The sequence below is a fragment of the Chryseobacterium sp. SN22 genome (assembly GCF_008329705.1).
In the GTDB taxonomy this organism is placed as follows: Bacteria; Bacteroidota; Bacteroidia; order Flavobacteriales; family Weeksellaceae; genus Chryseobacterium.
Map to the genome: position 1 here is coordinate 74,232 of NZ_VTSX01000008.1, position 20,389 is coordinate 94,620.

Below are 20,389 nucleotides of genomic sequence, written 5' to 3' on the forward strand. Positions count from 1 at the left end.
ATTATGTTTAAAAAATTCATTCGCAGACCTGTTCTGTCTATCGTAATCTCACTGATTATTGTATTTATGGGGATTTTGTCACTGGTAAAACTTCCGGTAACCCAATTCCCTTCCATTTCGCCGCCCAAAGTAAATATTACCGCAGAATATCCGGGAGCCAATAACGAATTGTTGATCAAATCCGTGGTTATTCCGTTGGAAAGAGGTCTGAACGGGGTGCCCGGGATGAAATATATGACTTCCGATGCCGGAAACGACGGGGAAGCATCCATCCAGGTGGTTTTCGACCTGGGAACCGATCCTAATGTAGCGGCTGTAAACGTTCAGAACCGGGTATCTTCCGTAGTAAACAAACTTCCGCCACTGGTGGTGCGTGAAGGGGTGAAAATTACCCGTGAAGAACCTAACATGCTGATGTACATCAACCTGTACAGTGATGACCCGAAAGCCGATCAGAAATTCCTTTTCAACTATGCCGATATCAACGTGATGTCCGAACTGAAAAGGGTAAGTGGGGTAGGGTTTGCCGACATTCTCGGAACCAGGGAATATGCCATGCGGATCTGGCTGAAACCGGACCGTCTGACGGCTTACAGCATTTCCGCAGATGAAGTAATGGATGCCCTGAACCAGCAGAGTCTCGAAGCTTCTCCTGGTAAAACAGGGGAAAGTTCCGGGAAAAGATCCCAGTCTTTCGAATATATTTTAAAATATCCGGGACGTTTCAATAACGAAAAGGACTATGGAAATATCATCCTGAAAGCGAATCCCAACGGAGAATTCATCAGATTAAAAGATGTGGCCGATATCGAATTCGGTTCGTCCATGTACGATATCTATTCTACCCTGAATGGTAAGCCTTCCGCAGCGATCACAGTGAAACAATCCTACGGTTCCAATGCAAGTGACGTTATCAAAAACGTAAAATCGCTGATGGCAGAACTGCAGAAGACTACTTTCCCTAAAGGAATGCATTATGACATCAGTTACGACGTTTCCAAGTTCCTTGATGCTTCAATTGAAAAAGTAGTTCATACCCTCTTTGAAGCCTTTATTCTGGTAGCGATTGTGGTATTCCTGTTTTTGGGAGACTGGCGTTCTACCTTGATTCCGGCGATTGCCGTTCCGGTTTCACTGATCGGTACCTTTGCCGTGATGTCCGCGTTCGGGATTACCCTGAACATGATCTCGCTCTTTGCTTTGGTGATGGCCATCGGGGTGGTTGTCGATGATGCGATCGTGGTGATTGAAGCCGTCCATGCTAAAATGGAGGAAAAACATTTGTCTCCTTTGAAAGCAACCGAAGAGGCCATGCATGAAATCAGCGGAGCGATTATTGCGATTACACTGGTAATGGCATCCGTATTCATTCCGATTGCATTCATGTCCGGACCAGTTGGGGTATTCTACCGTCAGTTTTCAATTACTATGGCTTCTGCGATCATCCTCTCCGGAGTAGTGGCCTTAACATTGACGCCTGCTCTATGTGCTTTAATCCTGAAGAACAACCACGGGAAAGCGAAGAAAAGAACTCCTGTGACCATATTTTTGGATAAATTCAATAATTTATTTACAAAAGGAGCCGGGAAATATGAAAAGTTGCTGAACAAAACCGTTAAAAAGAAAACATTTACCCTGCCGCTGTTACTGGCGTTTTGTGCATGCACCTTCTTTTTAAGCAATTCATTGCCTTCCGGGTTTATTCCGGCAGAAGACCAGGGGATGATCTATGCCATTATTCAGACCCCGCCGGGATCTACGTTGGAAAGAACCAACCAGATTGCCAAAGAATTGCTGAGAGAATCTGAAGGCATTGATGGCGTACAATCCGTTTCTTCACTGGCAGGGTACGAGATCCTAACGGAAGGAACCGGTTCCAACTCCGGTACCTGTCTGATCAATCTTAAAAGCTGGGAAGACCGTAAAGAATCGGCTGCTGAAATCATTGAAAAGCTGGAAGAAAAAGCCAAGAATATTCCGGGGGCCAATATAGAATTTTTCCAGCCGCCTTCCATTCCCGGATATGGTGCGGCAGGAGGTTTTGAACTCCGCCTGCTGGATAAGGCCGGAAGCGGTGACTATCAGAAAATGGAGAAAGTAAGCAACGACTTTGTAAAGGAACTGAAAAAACGTCCTGAGCTGGGTTCGGCATTTACCTTCTATTCAGCAAGTTTCCCTCAGTATATGCTGAAAATAGACAATGACCTGGCCGAGCAGAAAGGAGTGACGATTGAAAATGCGATGGATAACTTATCTACCCTGATCGGCTCCAACTACGAAACCAGTTTTATCCGTTTCGACAGGCCTTACAAGGTTATTGTTCAGGCGGGCCCGCAGTATCGTGCTTTGCCGAGCGACCTCTTAAAATTATATGTAAAAAATAATAAAGATGAAATGGTACCGTACTCCGACTTCATGCATCTGGAAAAAGTTTACGGTTTATCAGAGATTACAAGACACAATATGTATAATTCTGCCGAGGTGAGCGGAACTCCGGCACCGGGATACAGTTCGGGACAGGCCATTGCAGCCATTAAAGAAGTGGCGGATAAAACGCTTCCGAGAGGTTTCGGGATCGACTGGGCCGGTATTTCCAAGGATGAAGTGAGCCGTGGCAATGAAGCAATCTATATCTTCCTGGTGTGTTTAGGATTTGTTTACCTGATTCTTGCCGCCCAGTACGAAAGCTTTATTCTTCCGCTCCCGGTAATTCTATCGTTACCGACGGGAATCTTCGGAGCGTTCTTATGCCTGAAATTATTAGGGCTGGAAAACAACATCTACGCTCAGGTAGCCATGGTCATGCTGATTGGCCTCTTAGGAAAGAATGCCGTACTGATTGTAGAGTTTGCCGTGCAGAAGAAAGCCGAGGAAGGAATTCCTGTTGCCAAAGCTGCCATTGAAGGGGCTGCCATCCGTTTCCGTCCGATTCTGATGACCTCATTTGCCTTTATTGCCGGTTTGATTCCATTGGTGCTCGCTACCGGACCTGGAGCAATTGGTAACCGGACCATCGGTACTGCCGCCGCAGGCGGGATGCTGATCGGAACAGTCTTCGGACTGATGATTATCCCCGGATTGTATTACATTTTCGGAACATTAGCGGATAAGTCGAAACTGGCCCGGTATGAAGAAGAAAACCCTTTAACAGAACAAACAGAACCGTATCAACACGATGATAAATATGAAGACTTATAATAAATATATAGCAGCCATTGCCTTATCGCTTGTTTTATCAAGCTGTAAGGCGCCGATGGCGACCGTCATAAAAGATGAGGTGAAAGAAAATGTACCTCAGAACTTCAATCAGGAAGACCAGGGAGACACCAATAACAACAGCGGAACGACCCCCTGGAGACAGTTTTTCACAGATCCTAATTTAGTATCCCTGATTGAAACGTCGCTAAAAAACAATCAGGAGCTGATGATTACCCTGCAGGAAATCGAAATCGCCAAAAGCAGTGTTCTTGCTAAAAAAGGAAGGTTGACCCCTACGGTTAGTGCCGGAGGCGGTGCAGGGATAACAAAAGTGGGACGTTACACCAGCGAAGGAGCCGGTGATGCCAGCACAGATATTGAACCCGGGAAAGCAGTGCCCGATCCGATCATGAACTTTGGAGGTGGCCTGACGGCCAATTGGGAAATCGACATCTGGAAAAAACTGAGAACGGAAAAAGAATCTGCTGTTGCCCATTATCTTTCAACGGTAGAAGGCAAAAACTTCGTGCTGTCGAATCTTATTGAAGAGGTGGCAGATAATTACTACGATTTGTTGGCGCTTGACAACCAGTTGGATATTATCCAGCAGTACATCAAGCTTCAGCAGAAGGCACTGGAAATCTCAAAGATCCAGAAAGAAGCGGCGGCGGCTACCGAACTTGCGGTGAAGAAATTTGAGGCTGAGCTTGCCAAATCCAAAGCAACGGAATACACCATCCGACAGGAAATCACCGAAAAGGAAAATGAGATCAATGCCCTTTGCGGACGTTATCCGCAGCCGATCATAAGAACAAAGGAGAATTTTATGACGACGATCCCGCAGACGGTTTATACCGGGATCCCCTCACAGTTGCTGGCAAACCGTCCCGACATCAAGCAGGCCGAGCTGGAGCTAAAATCTTCAAAACTGGATGTGGAAGCCGCAAGAAAAGAATTCTATCCTACACTGGAGATTTCTGCTACACTGGGATTAGAGGCATTTAAGCCTTCTTATCTTGTAAAGCTGCCTGAATCCATGGCGGCCAGCCTTGCCGGGGAACTGGCAGGTCCGCTGATCAATAAGAGCGCGATTAAAGCCAACTTCCAGGCGGCAGATGCAAAACAGATCCAGGCCTTGTATGAATACGATAAAACGATTCTAAATGCCTATCTGGATGTAGCGAATCTGATGTCGAAGATTAAAAATATCGATCAGTATTACCAATTGAAATCCCAGGAAACAAAATCGCTTGAACAATCCATAGATATTGCGAATCAGCTGTTCCGGAATTCCAGAGCCGATTACCTTGAGGTTCTTTTGAACCAGAGGGATGCACTGGATGCCAAAATGGAACTGGTGGAAGCAAAACAAAAACAGCTGAGTACAGTTGTCGACATTTACAAAAGCTTAGGCGGAGGCTGGAAGTGATTGTAAATCCTTAATGTTTTAAAAGAAAAGAGGCTGCCCGCAAGGAACAGCCTCTTTTCGATTAAAACTGAAAACGTTAATAAAAAAGGTTCCCGTTAAAGAACCTTTCCCCTGATTGTCCGTATTGCAACAGACAACTACATTAATTTGTATAAATGGTTATTAATTTCTAAAAAAAGGTTATTAGTTTTATTTAAAAAATTAAATTTAAAAAAACCAGCCTTCCTTAAAAGTAATTATTCCGAATAAGGAAGGTGGTGAGATTTATGAATAGAATCATCATGTTTTTTTTATTAGTTTTTACCCTGAAATTTATCTTACCGTGTTTTTTTAAAGGTTCTATTCATTAAATCTTAAAGGTGGTCTCTGCTTAATTTTGTTTTCGGTTTAGTTTTCTGATTTCAAAATTATCATCTTACACTCATAAAAAAAAATGGTTGTTGTCTCGATTTATAAATTATGACGTCTTAATTCGTGAATTGGGGATATTTAATGAGTTGATCCTGAATTTATTATTTTGTAAAATAGAAATAGTTCGATAAATGCCATTAATTCATTCCTTATTGATAAAAAGTGAGGTATTTTATGTACTTTTGATGCCAGATTGTAGAGAAGATAATTTACTAAGGTGGTTCAAAAACTATTATTTCTCATTTTTACCGGAATTTTTACAGCCCTCCTGTCTCAGGATGGCTATAATGATTTCTATAAACTGCGTGAGAAATATGAGAATTTTTCTGAGAACGATCAGAAGGCCTTTCCTTTACTTCAGCCATATATCGATAAGGCAAAAAGGGAGAAGAATTATGAAAAACTTGTTCAGGGGTATAAAGATGCGGTATATTTTGCTTTTTTAAGTGAAGATAAACTGAAATATGCCGACAGTATGATCTGGGCGGCAAACCAGTCCAGGAGCGAAGACCTACGGATTATTTCGCATATTGATAAAGGTGTCGTCTATTATTACCATTATAAAAAGTATCAGCTTGCCCTGAATGAATACCTGGAAGCCTATAAATACTCGAAAAATACGAAGAACGAATATCTGAAATACCAGAACCTTTACCACATCGGGGTTATAAAAAGTTATTTGGGGTATTATGAAGATGCTTCCGAACTTTTTATGAAATGTCTTGTTCATTACGGTGAAAAAACCAGCACCATCACGAAGCTTCATCCAAACGAAATTTATAATAATAAAAAAGGATACCTGAACAGCCTGTATCAGATGATTATCTGCTATCGCCATCTCGGTAATTACAAAGAAGCGGATAAGGCCATAGAGACCGGCTTTGCTGAAATCGGTAATAATCCGGAATATGAACTTGAAAAAGGCTACTTTCTGCTTTCCAGAGGGATTTCCGAACACAGGAACAACCGTTTCCAGCTGGCACTGAAAAATTTAAACGAATCGCTACCGGCCATTAAGAGCAGCCGTGATTTTGCAAGGCTTTCCGTAGGGTATTTTTATATTGGAAAAAGCTATGCCAGCCTGAAAAAAACGAAAGAATCCGTTGCCTATTTCAAAAAGATCGACTCGATCTTCCGCAAGCACCAGTTTATGCTTCCTGAATTAAGGGAAAATTATGAAATACTGATCGATTACTCCAAGAAAGAAAACAATCAGGCCCAGCAGCTGTATTATACCAACCAGCTCCTGAAAGCGGACAGCATTATGTCGAAGGATTTCATTTATCTTTCTCCGAAAATGCACAAGGACTACGATACCAATAATTTACTGGAAGAAAAAGATAAGCTTCAGAAAATAAATTATCTCGGAACCATTATCATCATTGTACTGATCGTTTGGGCAATAGGGTTGGTGGCTCTTTTGACCAGGAGACATAAAAAAGCAAAGGAAATCCAGCAGAAATATGTGTTGGTAGAGGAGAAGTTCACAGCCAGCCAGAATCCTGAGAAAATAGAAGAGCCCGCGCCGGCAATCCTTCAGTTGGTGGAAGAAAAGAAATTCAGCCTGAATGAAAATAAGGTGGAAGAACTGCTGCAGAAGCTGAAAGCCTTTGAAGATAAAAAGGAATTTACCCAAAAAGGACTCACCATCAGCAAGCTGGCTTCCCAACTCGGAACCAACTCCAACTACCTTTCCCAAGTCATCAATGAATACAAAAAAGTAAACTTTAACAAATACCTGAGCGAACTCCGCATCAACTATATTACCAACCTTCTGTTTGAGGACAGGAAATATTTAAAATACAACATCGAAACCCTCGCCCGGGAATGCGGCATCGCATCCCGGCAGAATTTCTCCGATCTTTTCTATGAAATCAACGGGATCCGCCCTACTGATTTTGTTAAAAAGAGAAGAGAAGAATTGGAGAATAACGGGAATATATAAATCGCAAGATGTATTTAATTTGAATAGTCAGCATTTATGGTTTGCATGATAAAAGCTTACGGTTTTTAAATCAGAATTCTTTTATCTTCATTATATTTGGTTTAAATAAATTCCCATGAAAAAACTCCTGTTCATTCTTATCGGCATCGTCGTTATTTTACTTATTGTTGTCCTGATAAAAACCTTTACTTATCCTTTTAAGAAAACCAATTCAAAAAATACGGAAGGCTGGAAGATGGTTAAGGATGATTCTGCAATCCAGAGGTTTTCGGGCGGGCTGAAAATCCCGACGGTTTCTGCCGGGGAATTGGGAGATTTCGATTACTCTACCTTTGATACGATTAAAGAATATCTTAGAACCTCCTATCCGCTGGTATACGAAAACGTAGAATTTACAGAAGTCAATCGGTATGGGCTGGTTTTTAGATTGAAAGGAAGTGATCCTTCTCTTCAGCCTGTTATGTTTCTTTCGCACACCGATGTCGTTCCTCCCGGAAACGCAGAGGTAAAAGATAAAAGCGGAAATATCTTCAGGCCGGATGACCAACCTTTGCCTCCTGTTTCCAAAGTAGCCGAACATTGGGATTTCGGACCGTTTTCCGGAGCAGTGGCCAACGGAAGGATCTATGGAAGGGGAGCCATCGATATGAAGGGTATGCTGTTTTCCCTCATGGAATCGCTGAATAATTTAATTAAAAGCAAACACGTCCCGAAACGCGATATTTACCTGGCTTTCGGATTTGATGAGGAAGTGGGCGGACAGGAAGGTGCTGCAAAAATTGCCGCTTATTTCAAAGAGAAAAACCTGGTATTCGATGCCGTGTACGACGAAGGCGGATTGATTCTTGAAAAGGGAAGTGTTGCGGGGATCGATTCAGAGGTAGCGGTGATCGGTTGTGCCGAAAAAGGGTTTCTGTCGGTAAAGATTAAAGTCAAAGGTTTGGGCGGACATGCTTCCATGCCGCCGATGGAAAGCGCGATAGGAAAGGCGGCCGTTATTATGCAGAGGCTGGAGCATGACCAGATGAAACCGATGATTACGCCTTTAATTAATCAGTTTTTTACCAACATCGGCGGATCCATGTCTTTCGTTAACCGCATGGGAATTGCCAATCAGTGGCTGCTGAAGCCGGTGCTTCTGTCGCAACTGACGAAAAACAATTCAACCAACGCTTTGGTCCGCACCACAACGGCCTTAACGATGATGAAAGGAAGCGATGCGCCTAATGTGCTGTCCTCGGAAGTGGAATTCGTCGTTAACTTCAGATTGCTGCCGGGAAATACGGTCCGGGATGTGAAAGCGCACATTGCTGAAGCGACCAAAGGTTTTGATGTGGAAATCGAAGAGATCGACAGTGTAAAAGAAGCCTCTGCAGTTTCACCTACCGATACCAAGGCTTTTAAACTGATTGAATCTGCAATCCGGGAAATTCATCCGACGGCCATTGCGACCCCTTATCTTACCGTGGGAGCGACCGATGCGTACAAATACCAGATCGTCAGCAAAAATATTTACCGCTTTATGCCGATTAAGATCAATGACGCCGAAAAGCAATCCATCCACAGTACCAATGAATACCTGAGCATTGAAAATTACATGAAAATGATTAATTATTTTGAATATATCATGCGGAACTATGATCGGTAATAGGCTGGAAGAGGGAAGAAGAATGTTGTGAGTTTATCCTGGTCAATAGCATAGCCCAACCGGCTTAAGTATCAAAAAGTGATTTTCGTTTTAAGGTAAACCCTTTTTGAAATTTTAATTCATTGAGTTTTCTTATTTTATTGGATAAATTAAAGGATTATACTTAGAGCCTGTTTAGAGTTTGATTTAGAAAACTTTCCGTCATTTTTCTTAATTTTCTGAATTAAAATAAACTTTGTTTATTCTTTATCTTAATACGGTGATTTCAGTTAATTAATTGAATAAGTAAAAAAACCAGTACATTGATTTTTCCAGGCCAAAATATATTAACTTCTTAATAGTTAAAAAAAGGCTAAACTTAAACAGGCTTTTAATTCATGTGAGATTAATTGATCCGTTGCTGACTTTGCTCTGTAGAAGCAACATCTGTAGCAGATCATCATAATTCCACAACACCGGAACTCCGGGGAGTTCTATCTTTATAAATCCTGACTATTGATATTATCCAGTACTGTCATCCTGAGCGCGAAGCAGTCGAAGGATCCAGCCTTTAACAGAGATTATAAAAAAAATTGAAAATAAAAAATAACACGTCAAGTTTTGACGCATTAGCGGTATAGCTTTGTTTCATCAAAAAACAGAGTTATGGAACTGCCCTTATATTTAAGCTTTAATGAATTTGAAAAATACTATTACGACAATCTAGAGAAATGGTTTGAAGAATATCATAACGCCAGCGAAACCGACTATCTGAAAGCCCTTTCTGAATTATACAGTCCTTATCTGTATTACAATTTTACCAACGACAGGCTGCAGGCCGATGCTTCGATTCAGATCAAAGACTGCTTTTTTCCTTATTACGACAAAATCGGGATTTCTTTCTGTACCACTACCTGCGAAAAAAAGAAGTCTGCTAAAAGTACGAAAGCCATCAGCCATCAATTTGAATGGAAAACCGTTACCATGATGGAATACGCCCAGCACATTCTGGACAAGATCAACCGCCATCTTGTTAAAAACAATATAAAGGACACGGGAAACATCCTGGAGCTCATGAATCAGCGTGAGATCATTACTTCCCGTGAAGGCGCCGGCTACTGTGTGGATTACCATAAACACCAGTCGACCCTTCCTTTTCTGAAGGCCTATCTTCCGGTACATGGACAGACCGTAAATATTGCCGTTTACAGGGATTTTCTTTTCTCTGTGGTTCAGATCGCGGAATTTATCGACCACAAACTGAAAGAAGTCCGGGCTTTTGAAAGCATGCTGTATTTCAAACTGAAATCGGAAGCTAAGTTCAAGGTTCAGATGAGCCATCAGTTTCTGACGATGTGCAACTGATTTTCCACCCGACATTCACATTCATCATATAGCTCAATCGTTTGAAAATTAGTTGGTACTCTTTTCAAACCTCATCCCGGTCTTTCAGGCCGGGATTTTTAGTGATAAAAAAGATCATTCTGTTGTGGAAACCTCACAGGTTTTCGAAAACCTGTGAAATTAGTAATAAAAAAAGTCTTAGATTAAAAACCTAAGACTTTGATTTGCAGAGAGGAAGGGATTCGAACCCTCGATACAGTTACCCGTATACTACCTTTCCAGGGTAGCTCCTTCAACCACTCGGACACCTCTCTATGTTTGAGATTGCAAAAGTACAATAATTTTTTTAATATGCAAACCCAAAACGAAATTATTATGAAATTTCTCCGCAAAGACTGCGTGAAAAGTTCTCTGCGAAGCTTCCGTAATAATTGGGATTGTCGATGAGGTGCATCGCTTTGGTAATGGCACTTTCAGCGGTCATATCTTTTCCGCTGATGGCACCGATCCGTGAGAAAATATTGCTGTTCTCATATTTGCCGAACGAGATTCCTCCTGAAATACATTGGCTTACCACCACAATCTCGGTCCCGTTGTTTCGAATCTGCTGTAAGGTTTCCACAGTTTTTTCGCTGCTGAAAATGGTTCCTGAACCGAAAACCTGTAGGATCAGCACTTTCATTTTTGGGATTTCCTTGAAATGACTGAGATTCATTCCCGGAAAAATTCTCCAGAAAATAATATCCTCTGAAATATGGTCGTCCACATGAAACCGAATCTCAGGATTCGGCCGGTAAAGATTTTCTTTAATGATATTTAAATGAACTCCCGATTGCCCGAGGATAGGATAATTCGGGCTGGCGTAAGCGTCAAAATACTCCGCCGAATATTTAAGCGTACGGTTTCCTCTCAGCAGTTTGTATTCAAAATAAATGGCTACTTCCCGGATGGCGGCGTTATCCTCCTCATAAAGGCTGGCGTAATACAGGCTGGTCAGCAGGTTTTCCTTGGCATCGGTCCGCAGATCACCGATCGGCAGCTGTGAGCCGGTTAAGATCACCGGTTTGGTCAGTCCTTTCAGCATAAAGCTTAAGGCAGAAGCAGTGTAAGACATGGTATCCGTTCCGTGGAGAATCAGGAATCCGTCGAATTCATCATAATTTTTACGGATGTAGTGGGCGATCACCTTCCATTCTGCCGGACCCATATCCGAAGAGTCCAGCGGTTTTTCAAAAGGATGTACAAAAACTTCGCATTCCATCAGCTTCATTTCGGGCATTTTCTCAAAAATATTTCCGAAATCAAAGGCGCGGAGGCTGCCGGTTTCATAATCTTTTTCCATACCGATGGTTCCACCGGTATATATCAACAGGACTTTTCGTTTCATACAGGAACTTTATTAGAATTTTCACCTCCGTTCGGAAGGATTCCTCAAAATTACGTTAATTTGCAAAGATTTGAAAACGGATGAAAGATTTAGTACAGACCTTTGAGTATTTAAAACAGTTTTTAACGGAAGAAAGACTGGGCAAAATAGAACATTTCTCACAGGAAAGCTCGGATTTTGTGCTGCCTGTGGTAGAAGATATCTACCAGTTCCGGAATGCGGCGGCCATAGTACGTTCTGTGGAAGCCTGCGGCTTTCATAAAGTGGTGGCCTTACAGGAAGAATACAGCTTTGAACCGAATCTTCGCGTAACCAAAGGCGCCGATACCTGGGTGGAGGTAGAAAAGCTTCCCAGAAACATGGAATCTTTTCAGGAAATCAGAAACCGCGGCTATAAAATCCTGGCCGTTTCACTGGAGAACAATGCGACGATGCTCCCGGATTATGAGATTACCGAGCCGGTAGCTTTGGTGTTCGGAACCGAAATGGAGGGCGTTTCCAAAGAAATCCTTGATTTTGCTGATGAAACCCTCGCGATACCGATGTACGGCTTTACCAGAAGCTTCAACGTATCCGTAGCCGCATCCATCTGTATGTACGAACTGAAACAAAAGCTGATCCGATCAAATATCGGTTATAAATTAAATGAAGAAAAGCTTATGAAAATGAAAATCCGCTGGGCTGTGAATTCCATCAGGAGCGGAGAGGAAATCCTACAGCATTATTTATCTAAAAGAATAGTCTGATGCAACAATACACCCGATATCTTTACTGGATCTCTCTACTTTTAGCATTAACTTCTTTATATCTGATAGAAAAAGGAGGGAAAGAAATCTATCCTTTCTTCAGCTGGAAACTTTTTACGAGCCCCAGCGGAAGTGAAGATACCGAAGAATACTACCGGATTTACAGGGTTGTGGGAAAAGATACGATAAGAGTGGCTTATCAGCCTACAACCATCTATGATGAAAACAATCTGGCATTGATCATAGGTTTTTATGGAAAAAAGATTGAACATGATAAGCAAAAGACGGAGAATGTAAGAAAGATGAGAATTTTTATGAAAAGCTATCGTCCGGATTATAATCGTCTGTTGCTATACAAAGAAAGTTTTCATCCGCAGGATTTAGGAAAACCCTCTTTTAGCGTAAAAAAGACACTGATCAGTACCTTATGATGAACTACAAGCAACTTACGGTTTTTAATTACACAATAGCCTACTATGCCATGCGGATCTTTGGGGTCTACTGGCTTTTGAGACAATATCTGGAGTACAGGAGAATCAGCCTATGGCCAAAGGAAATTTACGAGCCCTTTCTGGATATTCAGAAGTTTATTTTTCCGGAATATCCTAATCTTTTTTTATACGCTACTTTATTGTTATTATGTGGTGTTCTGCTGGTTATTACCTGGTTCAGGCAGAGTATCCTGCTTAATTTCTGCATCTTTCTGTTGATGGCCGTTATTAATTTTCCGATCTCCCTGAACTTCAGTGTCGGGCATAACAATCATCTCGTTGTTATCGGTTACTTTATGGCGATATTTCTCTTGCCCGGTAAAATGAAACAGGAAAAAGATTACTGGTGGGTGCAGTATTTTTATTTGGGGATTTTAACCACTTACAGCCTGGCCGGATTTTCCAAATTTTTAGGAATTGCCAAAAATGTGATCAAAAATTCCGGTAAGCTTACCTGGTTGGATAAAAACGCCGCGAAAATCAATACTCTGGATAATTACTGGATGGCTGATGTAAAAGTCCCGGAATGGATGCTTCATCTTTATCAATATGAAAATCTTTGGGTACCAGTGACTATAATTGCCATTATAATTCAGGCATCAAGTTTTCTGGGTGCTTTCAGCAGGAAGTATTTAACGTTCATTATGGTATTCCTATATATTTTTCATCTGTACACCGATTTCTTTGTTCTGGCCGATTTCAGGGATGCTAAAAATTTCGTTTTGATCGTTCTTTTTCCTTACCATATTTTTTATCTGTGGATCAGCAGGTTTTTGAAAAAGACTTCATGGCTTCAGAAATCAGCTTAGCTGAAAGTAATTCCATGCCGCCACAAAAATGCCCGCTGTTTCCGTTCTTAGCCTTTGATGCCCTAAAGAGACCGCCCGGATATTTTTTTCGGATAAAAAAGAAATTTCTTTTTCTGAAAAATCCCCCTCCGGCCCGATCAGGAAAGTAAGGTTCTCAAGTTTCGGGATCTTTTTCAAATCCATCCTTTCCAGGTTTTCATGGCAATGGGCAACGAAAGTAGTGCCGGGATCCGTATTTTTAAGGAAATCCTGAATTTTAACAATGTCATTGATCATCGGGAAATGAAACCGCAGGCTCTGCTTGGAAGCGGAAACCGCCTGCTTCCTGAGCTTGTCGATATTCACATTTTTACGTTCTGTTTTTTCGGTCTGCAACAGGGTGATTTCCGAAATGCCCATTTCAACGGCTTTTTCAATAAAAAATTCAATCCGGTCGATATTTTTAGTGGGCGCAATGGCGATATGGAGTTTTGGGCTGAAACCGGGAAGCTGGTTCTTAATCTCTGTTACTTCCATATTGGCTTTTTTGCCTTCGATTATCAGGATTCCGGAAGCCAGGTTTCCTCTTCCGTCGGTAACGTGGATCTCTTCACCGTTCTTCATCCGGAGAACCTTTACGATGTGCTGTTGTTCTTCATCGTTGATCTGTACCTGATTTCCCCTGATTTCGCCGTAAAAAAGTTTCATATAAAATGTATTCGTTTTAAAAGATAACCTCATTCTCGCTCAGAAATGCCACACCGGTTTTTATGGTAGTGTAAACATCACCCTCACAGTCTCTGTATGAACAGGCGTAAATTTCTTCAACCCACTTATTGTTCATAAAGATTAAATTCAGGTATTCATTTTTCCTTAAATTATTTTTGATGGATAAATAATCCCCTTCCTTGGGTTCATAAGGGAAACTGAATACATTTTCCGAATTGATTTTTTCTACGATCTCTTCCTTGATGTTCTGGACATACCCGGTTTCTGAACTTATCATTAAATAATCTTCCTCTTCAGAGGTTTCCGTCATTTCATTTTTTCCTGTCACTGTTTCTAATACCCAATAGTATTTTGAGTTTTTCTTAGAATGGGTTCCCAGGACTTTTTCTTCTAATAATATTTTCATAAATCGTATTTTGCTGTTGCCGTCGTTCTCAGATCGGTAAATTCGCCCCTCTCGAATTTCAGTTGGGCTACCATGGCAATCATGGCCGCATTATCGGTTGTATATTCAAATTTCGGGATGTAAATATTCCAGCCCAGTTTGCCGTGATTGTCCTGCATGGCTTTTCTCAAGGCTGAATTGGCAGAAACGCCGCCGGCAATAGCAATCTCTGCAATTTCTAAATCCTTTGCTGCCTTTTCCAGCTTGTTCATCAGGATTTCAATAATGGTTTTCTGAACGGAAGCGCACAGATCATAGATATTATTCTTTACAAAATCCGAATCTTTCCGCACTTCTTTCTGAATAAAATACAGCACCGAGGTCTTGATGCCGCTGAAAGAATAATCATACTGTTCCATTCTCGGCTTGCTGAACTGGAAGGCGTCAGCATTTCCTTCTTTGGCAAGCCGGTCGATAATCGGGCCGGCCGGATAATCCAGGTCGAAAATTTTACCGATTTTATCAAAAGCTTCTCCTGCAGCATCGTCGATGGTTTTCCCGATAATTTCCATGTCGAAATAATCTCTTACCAGCACGATCATCGTATGTCCTCCGCTCACCGTAAGACACAGAAAAGGGAATTTTGGCGGCATAGGATTTGCATCCTCGATGAAATGCGCTAAAATATGCGCCTGGAGATGGTTTACTTCAATAAGCGGAACGTCCAGACTCATTGCCAGGGATTTAGCGAAAGAAGTGCCGACAAGAAGAGACCCTAAAAGTCCAGGTCCGCGCGTAAATCCTATCGCAGAAATAGCATTTTGTTGTATATTTGCTTGGGATAAAGATTTTTCAACAACGGGAATGATATTTTGCTGATGTGCACGCGAGGCGAGTTCGGGAACAACACCGCCATATTCTTTATGGATCGCCTGGTTGGCTGCAATATTCGACAGAATAGAATTTCCCTTGATGATAGCTGCTGAGGTGTCGTCACAGGACGATTCAATACCTAAAATTATAGAGTCGCTCATAATAATGGCAAAGTTAGAGAATAATAACGAGAATGGGAATAAAAAATCGGTAGCTGGGAACTTGGGGGATCAGGTACAGAAAGCCGTTGAAAATGCAGGAGGTGCCGTAAAGGAAACGGTAAAGGAGGCATCGGAACTGGCTTCGGATGCGATCAACCACCCTGTACAAACAGCCGAAGAATTCGGGAAGCAGGCCGTAAAAGATGTTACCAGCTATTCCTGGTGGGCCAGGCTTCTGCTGATTCTCTTCTGGCTGGGTCTCGGCCTTGTTGCAGCAATTTTTATCGCGATCAATCTTCCGGTAACCAAACAGTGGGCCGCAGACCAGGCATTGCAGGTTGTAAACCGGGATTTCAAAGCGCAGATGTCAACGGAAAGCGTTGAGGTAAACTTTTTTGGGAACGTGAAGATCAAAGGCCTTAAGATCAAAGATTACAAAGGCTATGATTTTATTCAGTCGAAAGAATTTATTGCCAATTCCAACTGGTTTTCCCTGGCTTCCAATATTACTAAAAACAATTCCTTACTTTTTAATTCCCTGACACTGAAAAATGCCGACGTAAAAGTCATTACTTATAAAGGGGACAGCATCTCCAATTTCATCCGGTTTACTCAACTATTCGACAGCGGGAAGAAAAAAGACCCCAACAAGCCGCCTTTCCAGCTGGATTCTAGGCTGCAGATCCTGGATTCCAAAGTGTCTATCGTCAACCTGAATTCCCCGGGCGAAAAAGGAAAGTGGCTGACGGCTACGAATTTTAATCTTATTGCTCCGAATGTAAAAGTCAACGGAAGAAATATTTCAGCACAGATCAACAACATGACCTTTACCACAACAAGGTGGGGCAAACCGCATTTTGTGGATACGTTCTCCACGGAGCTTTCCATGACGCCGGATTATCTCTTTTTGAAAGGCCTAACTTTAAATACCGATCACTCCCTTTTGCAGGGCGATATTAAGTTCAATCTTCATGACGACGGTTCGTGGTCCGATTTTGCGGATAAGGTGAAATGGGATATGGACCTGACGCTGGGCAGCCAGCTGAGCGGATACGATATCAGCTATTTTGTGACGAATTGGGATAATTTCAAACCCTTCAACGTTTCCGGAAAAATGACGGGGCCGCTAAATAATTTTAAGCTGGATAATTTCCTTATCCGCAATCCTGACGTAAATATTGCAACGAAAGCCATGAAGGTAAACAGGCTGCTGAAAGGAGATTTTTTAATTGAAACCAATGACCTTTCTGCCGATTTTACCTATAAGGATCTGAAAGCGATGATGCCTACCTTCATTTCAACGAAAATGAAGAACTTCGCCGATGATTTCGGAAAGCTGAAATACAATGGAACGGCAAGTGTAAATCCGAACAGGGTATATGTTTCAAAAGGAAACCTGATGACTGGAATCGGACAGGCGAGAATCACGAATTTTTCTTTAACGGATTACAGTTCGTCCCTGCCGAAGTACGCCGGAATTGCAGAGGTAAAAGATCTGAATACATCGGTTATTACCAAAAATAAAACCGTAGGGCTGATTTCAGGGAATTTCAATATCAACGGCCAGAGCTTCGATGTGAATACCATGAGGCTGACAACAAAGTCGCACATCTCCAGTATTGAAATCATGAACAAAGAGATCAACAATCTTTATCTGGACGGTTTACTGGATCATAAAAAATACAACGGACTCATTACGGTTAATGATGAGCAGGCAAAAGCCACCGTCAAAGGACTGATCGATTTCAGTACTTCCCGGGTTTCCATGAATGTAAACGCGGATGTTGATTATTTAAACATGAATTATTTTACCGGTAAACCCGGAAAGCAGATTGTCAGCGGAAAGGTGAACGGGAAAATGGCAATGTCTTCGATCAATGACCTTACCCTGGACGTGGAGGCCAGCAGCATTAATTTCGCTACGGCTACTCAGAAATATTCCATTCCGAGTGCTAAAGTGAAGACCTTTATTGAAAACGGCGGACGTGTTATTGATGTGGATGCTCCGGGAGCCGTGAACGGAAAAATTTCAGGAAGATACAACCTGGGCGATCTTGCCGGAATGGTGGAAAACGGACTCAATAAAATCCTGGTTGGCCCTGCGCCGAGAAGAATATACAGAGGGCAGAATTTCACCATGGATTTTGATGTGCAGCAGGGATTGGTAAGTTATTTCCTGCCTGACCTGAAAATTCCTCAGGGTGCAAAAGTGGAAGGACAGTATGACGGAAACTCAAACAACCTGATCCTGAATCTTGATGCCGCTTCCCTGAAATACATCATGACCAAAACAGAGGATATCACGGAGGCCGATAAAGCTTTGGCTGCCGCAAATCCCGACTATCAGATCAACAGGAACAATATTACCCGCGACAGCGCAATGATAGACAGTATGGTGGTCCGGATCAATACGGCCAATCTCGACGAACAGATCTATGCGAAAATAAGCAGGGTTTTATATAATAAAAATGTACTTAAAGATATTACCTTAAGCGGAAGAAATGAAAACAATACTGTTCTGCATCTGGCGGCAAAATTCAGCCATGGAAGTCCTGAAGACGAACTGGACGATAATTTGAAGCAATATGCCGTTAATGTCAATCAGTCTACCAATGCAGGCGGGGACTTTATATTCAGGTTTGAGCCGACGGAAGTGAAGTTCAACAACGTAACCTGGGCGATCGATACCAGCCCGGAACTGAATCATTCCATCACATACCGTAAAAAAGAAGGGGATTTTGATATTCAGAACCTGAGGATTTATTCGGAAAACAGTGCTCTGTTTATAAAAGATGCCCAGTTCAAATCCGTTAAAGATTTCTATGTAGATGCCGAAGTGGATAATTTTGCCATTGAAAAGCTGCTGGAGATGCAGGCCGGCGGAAATACCATGAACATTAAAGGCCTGGCCAACGGAAGTGTGAAGATCAGAATGGATAAAAATACCCTTCAGCCGTTGGTGGACATGACGATCGATGATATCATGATGAACGGAAACGATATGGGCGATATCACGATTTCCGCAACAAACAGTTATTCACTGAATGTTTATGATGTCGACATCAAAGTAAATTCGGCAGGGGTTATCGGAAACAATAGCCTTCATGTAACCGGGACGGTGAATAACAACACTGCCTCACCGACGATCGATCTGACGGCGGAAATGAGGGATTTTGATGTAGCTTTTGCCCAGCAGTTTGTAACGACAGTGTTCGGGAATTTAAGAGGAAAAGCCACCGGAGATCTTAAAATTGCCGGTAAATTCAGCAACCTGGATTACAGCGGCGATATAGGTCTGAAAGGTTTCGGATTGAAGCTTTTGTTTACGGGAGTGGATTATTCTTTCGATGATACGGTTATTCCTTTAACGAAAGGCCTGGCGATTCTTAACAATATTGAAGTTCATGACGGAAGAACGAATTCCAAAGGAAATATTTCAGGTGCGATCCAGTTTGAGACCCTTTCTTCAATGGGCGTCAACCTCGTCATGCGGGCTGATAATCTGTTGGTGCTGAACACCACCCAGAAAGATTACGACCTGTTCTGGGGCAGGGTGTATGGACAGGGAGATCTCTATGTAGACGGGCCGGTTTCGGGATTAAGCATTACCACCCCGAATATGAAAGCCCTGAACGGAAGTACTTTTACCTTCAACTCCGGATCAACTTCGAATGTAGAAGAATTTAAAATGCTGCGCTTTCTGAAAGAAGGAAAAGACGGGCTGGTTACCCTGGATGATAAAAAGAAGACTGGTGCCAATATGAATATCGATTTTGCACTGGATGTGGATAAAGGAACTACCGTAAACGTGCTCATCGGAGATGATGTAGGAAATATCACGGTAAAAGGAGCCGCTGAAAAGCTTCATTTCCAGATGAGCCGTCAGGGAAATATTGCGATGAACGGAGCCTATAAGGTCGATAACGGAACTTTTGTTTCCAAAGCGATCCTGAACAAGACCTTCCAGATTGAAAAAGGAAGCAGCATCCGTTGGGACGGCGATGCCATGAAACCGGCACTTGACATCACGGCCAATTATGTAAGGATGGTTTCCAATGCAGGAGAGTACCTGAATATGGGCAGCCTGCAGCCGATCAGTATCTTGCTTCAGGCGAATATCACCCAGTCTTTGACGGATCCGAAAATCGACCTGAATGTAACCGCATTGGATGTTTCCAGCCAGGTTAAGGAAACTTTAGCAGCCAAAATGAGCCAGGAAGGTGAAAAAGTTCTTCAATTCGGTTCGGTACTGCTGCTGAACAGTTTCAATGTTTCCAATACCGGCGGGGTAGACGTTAATGTAGGTGATGTGGCACAGAACCAGGGATACAATATTCTCCTGAAACAGCTCGGGTCAGTACTGAATGCCATGAGTAACGAGTTCCAGATCGATCTGAATTATGTAAAAGGAGACCAGTATTCCAATGTCGGAGACCGGGCCAATGCAGGCGTAAGCTTTGCCCTTTCCCCAAGAATTAAGGTAAAAACAGGGCTGGGAATTCCTTTAACAAAAACTGAAAATACGGATACCAATTATTTATCCGGTGAAGGGACGATCGAGTATGATATTTCCAAGAAAAACGATGGAACCCTGATGCTGCGCGGATATTCCAAACCGTCCAATATCGGGCTGGTAAATGGTGCAGGCTCAAACGGTACTGCCAATCAGGCTTATGGTGGAGGTATTGTATGGACGAAGAGCTTTAATTCTTTCTTCAAAAAGAAGAAAAAAGACAAAAAAGTCCAGGATTCTCAAAAAGAAATAAAAACAGATTCTATAAAATCAGACGGAAAATAATTTTGATTTTTTAATGATTTTTATCATCTGTGTTAATTATTGTTAATGTTTAAGATAATTTTTTTACTTAAATTATT

General features: G+C 42.1%; 13 protein-coding genes and 1 tRNA gene. 9 read left to right on the forward strand and 5 right to left on the reverse strand.

The window, feature by feature from the left end:
* Positions 1 to 3 precede the first annotated feature (3 nt).
* From FY557_RS06920 to FY557_RS06940, 5 genes are all read left to right on the forward strand, one after another.
* A complete protein-coding gene (locus FY557_RS06920) occupies positions 4 to 3,198 on the forward strand; it encodes an efflux RND transporter permease subunit (protein WP_149246552.1) in 3,195 nt (1,064 codons plus the stop codon).
* The gene (locus FY557_RS06925) at positions 3,185 to 4,627 is read left to right on the forward strand and encodes a TolC family protein (protein ID WP_185151669.1); all 1,443 of its coding nucleotides are present in this window, start codon (positions 3,185 to 3,187) and stop codon (positions 4,625 to 4,627) included. The genes FY557_RS06920 and FY557_RS06925 overlap by 14 nt, the downstream gene beginning before the upstream one ends.
* Before the next feature lie 628 nt (positions 4,628 to 5,255).
* Positions 5,256 to 6,983, forward strand: a complete 1,728-nt coding sequence (locus FY557_RS06930) for a helix-turn-helix domain-containing protein (protein ID WP_149246554.1) — start codon at positions 5,256 to 5,258, stop codon at positions 6,981 to 6,983.
* Positions 6,984 to 7,098: 115 nt separating this feature from the next.
* Entirely contained in the window at positions 7,099 to 8,631 is a 1,533-nt protein-coding gene (locus FY557_RS06935; protein WP_149246555.1) for a M20/M25/M40 family metallo-hydrolase, read from the forward strand.
* A gap of 645 nt (positions 8,632 to 9,276) precedes the next feature.
* A complete protein-coding gene (locus FY557_RS06940) occupies positions 9,277 to 9,975 on the forward strand; it encodes a hypothetical protein (RefSeq protein WP_149246556.1) in 699 nt (232 codons plus the stop codon).
* A 206-nt stretch (positions 9,976 to 10,181) separates the two neighbouring features.
* Here the strand turns inward: FY557_RS06940 and FY557_RS06945 are convergent.
* Both FY557_RS06945 and FY557_RS06950 read right to left on the reverse strand, forming a co-directional pair.
* Positions 10,182 to 10,268 (reverse strand) — tRNA-Ser (locus FY557_RS06945).
* Between the two features lie 59 nt (positions 10,269 to 10,327).
* Positions 10,328 to 11,341: an asparaginase gene (locus FY557_RS06950; protein WP_149246557.1), complete on the reverse strand. Its 1,014-nt coding sequence runs from the start codon at positions 11,339 to 11,341 to the stop codon at positions 10,328 to 10,330.
* Between the two features lie 80 nt (positions 11,342 to 11,421).
* On the opposite strand from FY557_RS06950, the gene FY557_RS06955 reads away from it, so the two are divergent.
* From FY557_RS06955 to FY557_RS06965, 3 genes are read left to right on the forward strand one after another with little or no spacing between them, the layout of a single operon-like run.
* Positions 11,422 to 12,087 carry a TrmH family RNA methyltransferase gene (locus FY557_RS06955; protein ID WP_149246558.1) on the forward strand — a complete coding sequence of 222 codons (666 nt, stop codon included), beginning with the start codon at positions 11,422 to 11,424 and terminating at the stop codon, positions 12,085 to 12,087.
* Positions 12,087 to 12,518 (forward strand): hypothetical protein, encoded by a 432-nt coding sequence (locus FY557_RS06960; protein ID WP_149246559.1) that lies wholly within the window; start codon positions 12,087 to 12,089, stop codon positions 12,516 to 12,518. Before FY557_RS06955 ends, FY557_RS06960 begins: the two co-directional genes overlap by 1 nt.
* On the forward strand, positions 12,515 to 13,387 hold the full coding sequence (locus FY557_RS06965) for a hypothetical protein (protein WP_149246560.1): 873 nt from the start codon (positions 12,515 to 12,517) through the stop codon (positions 13,385 to 13,387). The genes FY557_RS06960 and FY557_RS06965 overlap by 4 nt, the downstream gene beginning before the upstream one ends.
* Here the strand turns inward: FY557_RS06965 and FY557_RS06970 are convergent.
* From FY557_RS06970 to tsaD, 3 genes are read right to left on the reverse strand one after another with little or no spacing between them, the layout of a single operon-like run.
* A complete protein-coding gene (locus FY557_RS06970; protein WP_149246561.1) occupies positions 13,379 to 14,074 on the reverse strand; it encodes an RsmE family RNA methyltransferase in 696 nt (231 codons plus the stop codon). The genes FY557_RS06965 and FY557_RS06970 overlap by 9 nt on opposite strands.
* 16 nt (positions 14,075 to 14,090) lie before the next feature.
* A complete protein-coding gene (locus FY557_RS06975) occupies positions 14,091 to 14,501 on the reverse strand; it encodes a hypothetical protein (RefSeq protein ID WP_149246562.1) in 411 nt (136 codons plus the stop codon).
* Entirely contained in the window at positions 14,498 to 15,514 is a 1,017-nt protein-coding gene (gene tsaD, locus FY557_RS06980; RefSeq protein WP_149246563.1) for a tRNA (adenosine(37)-N6)-threonylcarbamoyltransferase complex transferase subunit TsaD, read from the reverse strand. Before tsaD ends, FY557_RS06975 begins: the two co-directional genes overlap by 4 nt.
* Positions 15,515 to 15,518: 4 nt before the next feature.
* On the opposite strand from tsaD, the gene FY557_RS06985 reads away from it, so the two are divergent.
* A complete protein-coding gene (locus FY557_RS06985; protein ID WP_149246564.1) occupies positions 15,519 to 20,312 on the forward strand; it encodes a translocation/assembly module TamB domain-containing protein in 4,794 nt (1,597 codons plus the stop codon).
* Positions 20,313 to 20,389: the final 77 nt, after the last annotated feature.

Bases quoted from the DNA above. Each gene is read 5' to 3' on its own strand.
- FY557_RS06925 (WP_185151669.1), top strand. From the start codon at position 3,185: ATGAAGACTTATAATAAATATATAGCAGCCATTGCCTTATCGCTTGTT.
- FY557_RS06955 (WP_149246558.1), top strand. From the start codon at position 11,422: ATGAAAGATTTAGTACAGACCTTTGAGTATTTAAAACAGTTTTTAACG.
- FY557_RS06970 (WP_149246561.1), bottom strand. From the start codon at position 14,074: ATGAAACTTTTTTACGGCGAAATCAGGGGAAATCAGGTACAGATCAAC.
- FY557_RS06950 (WP_149246557.1), bottom strand. From the start codon at position 11,341: ATGAAACGAAAAGTCCTGTTGATATATACCGGTGGAACCATCGGTATG.
- FY557_RS06920 (WP_149246552.1), top strand. From the start codon at position 4: ATGTTTAAAAAATTCATTCGCAGACCTGTTCTGTCTATCGTAATCTCA.
- FY557_RS06960 (WP_149246559.1), top strand. From the start codon at position 12,087: ATGCAACAATACACCCGATATCTTTACTGGATCTCTCTACTTTTAGCA.
- FY557_RS06940 (WP_149246556.1), top strand. From the start codon at position 9,277: ATGGAACTGCCCTTATATTTAAGCTTTAATGAATTTGAAAAATACTAT.
- tsaD (WP_149246563.1), bottom strand. From the start codon at position 15,514: ATGAGCGACTCTATAATTTTAGGTATTGAATCGTCCTGTGACGACACC.
- FY557_RS06935 (WP_149246555.1), top strand. From the start codon at position 7,099: ATGAAAAAACTCCTGTTCATTCTTATCGGCATCGTCGTTATTTTACTT.
- FY557_RS06965 (WP_149246560.1), top strand. From the start codon at position 12,515: ATGATGAACTACAAGCAACTTACGGTTTTTAATTACACAATAGCCTAC.
- FY557_RS06975 (WP_149246562.1), bottom strand. From the start codon at position 14,501: ATGAAAATATTATTAGAAGAAAAAGTCCTGGGAACCCATTCTAAGAAA.
- FY557_RS06985 (WP_149246564.1), top strand. From the start codon at position 15,519: ATGGCAAAGTTAGAGAATAATAACGAGAATGGGAATAAAAAATCGGTA.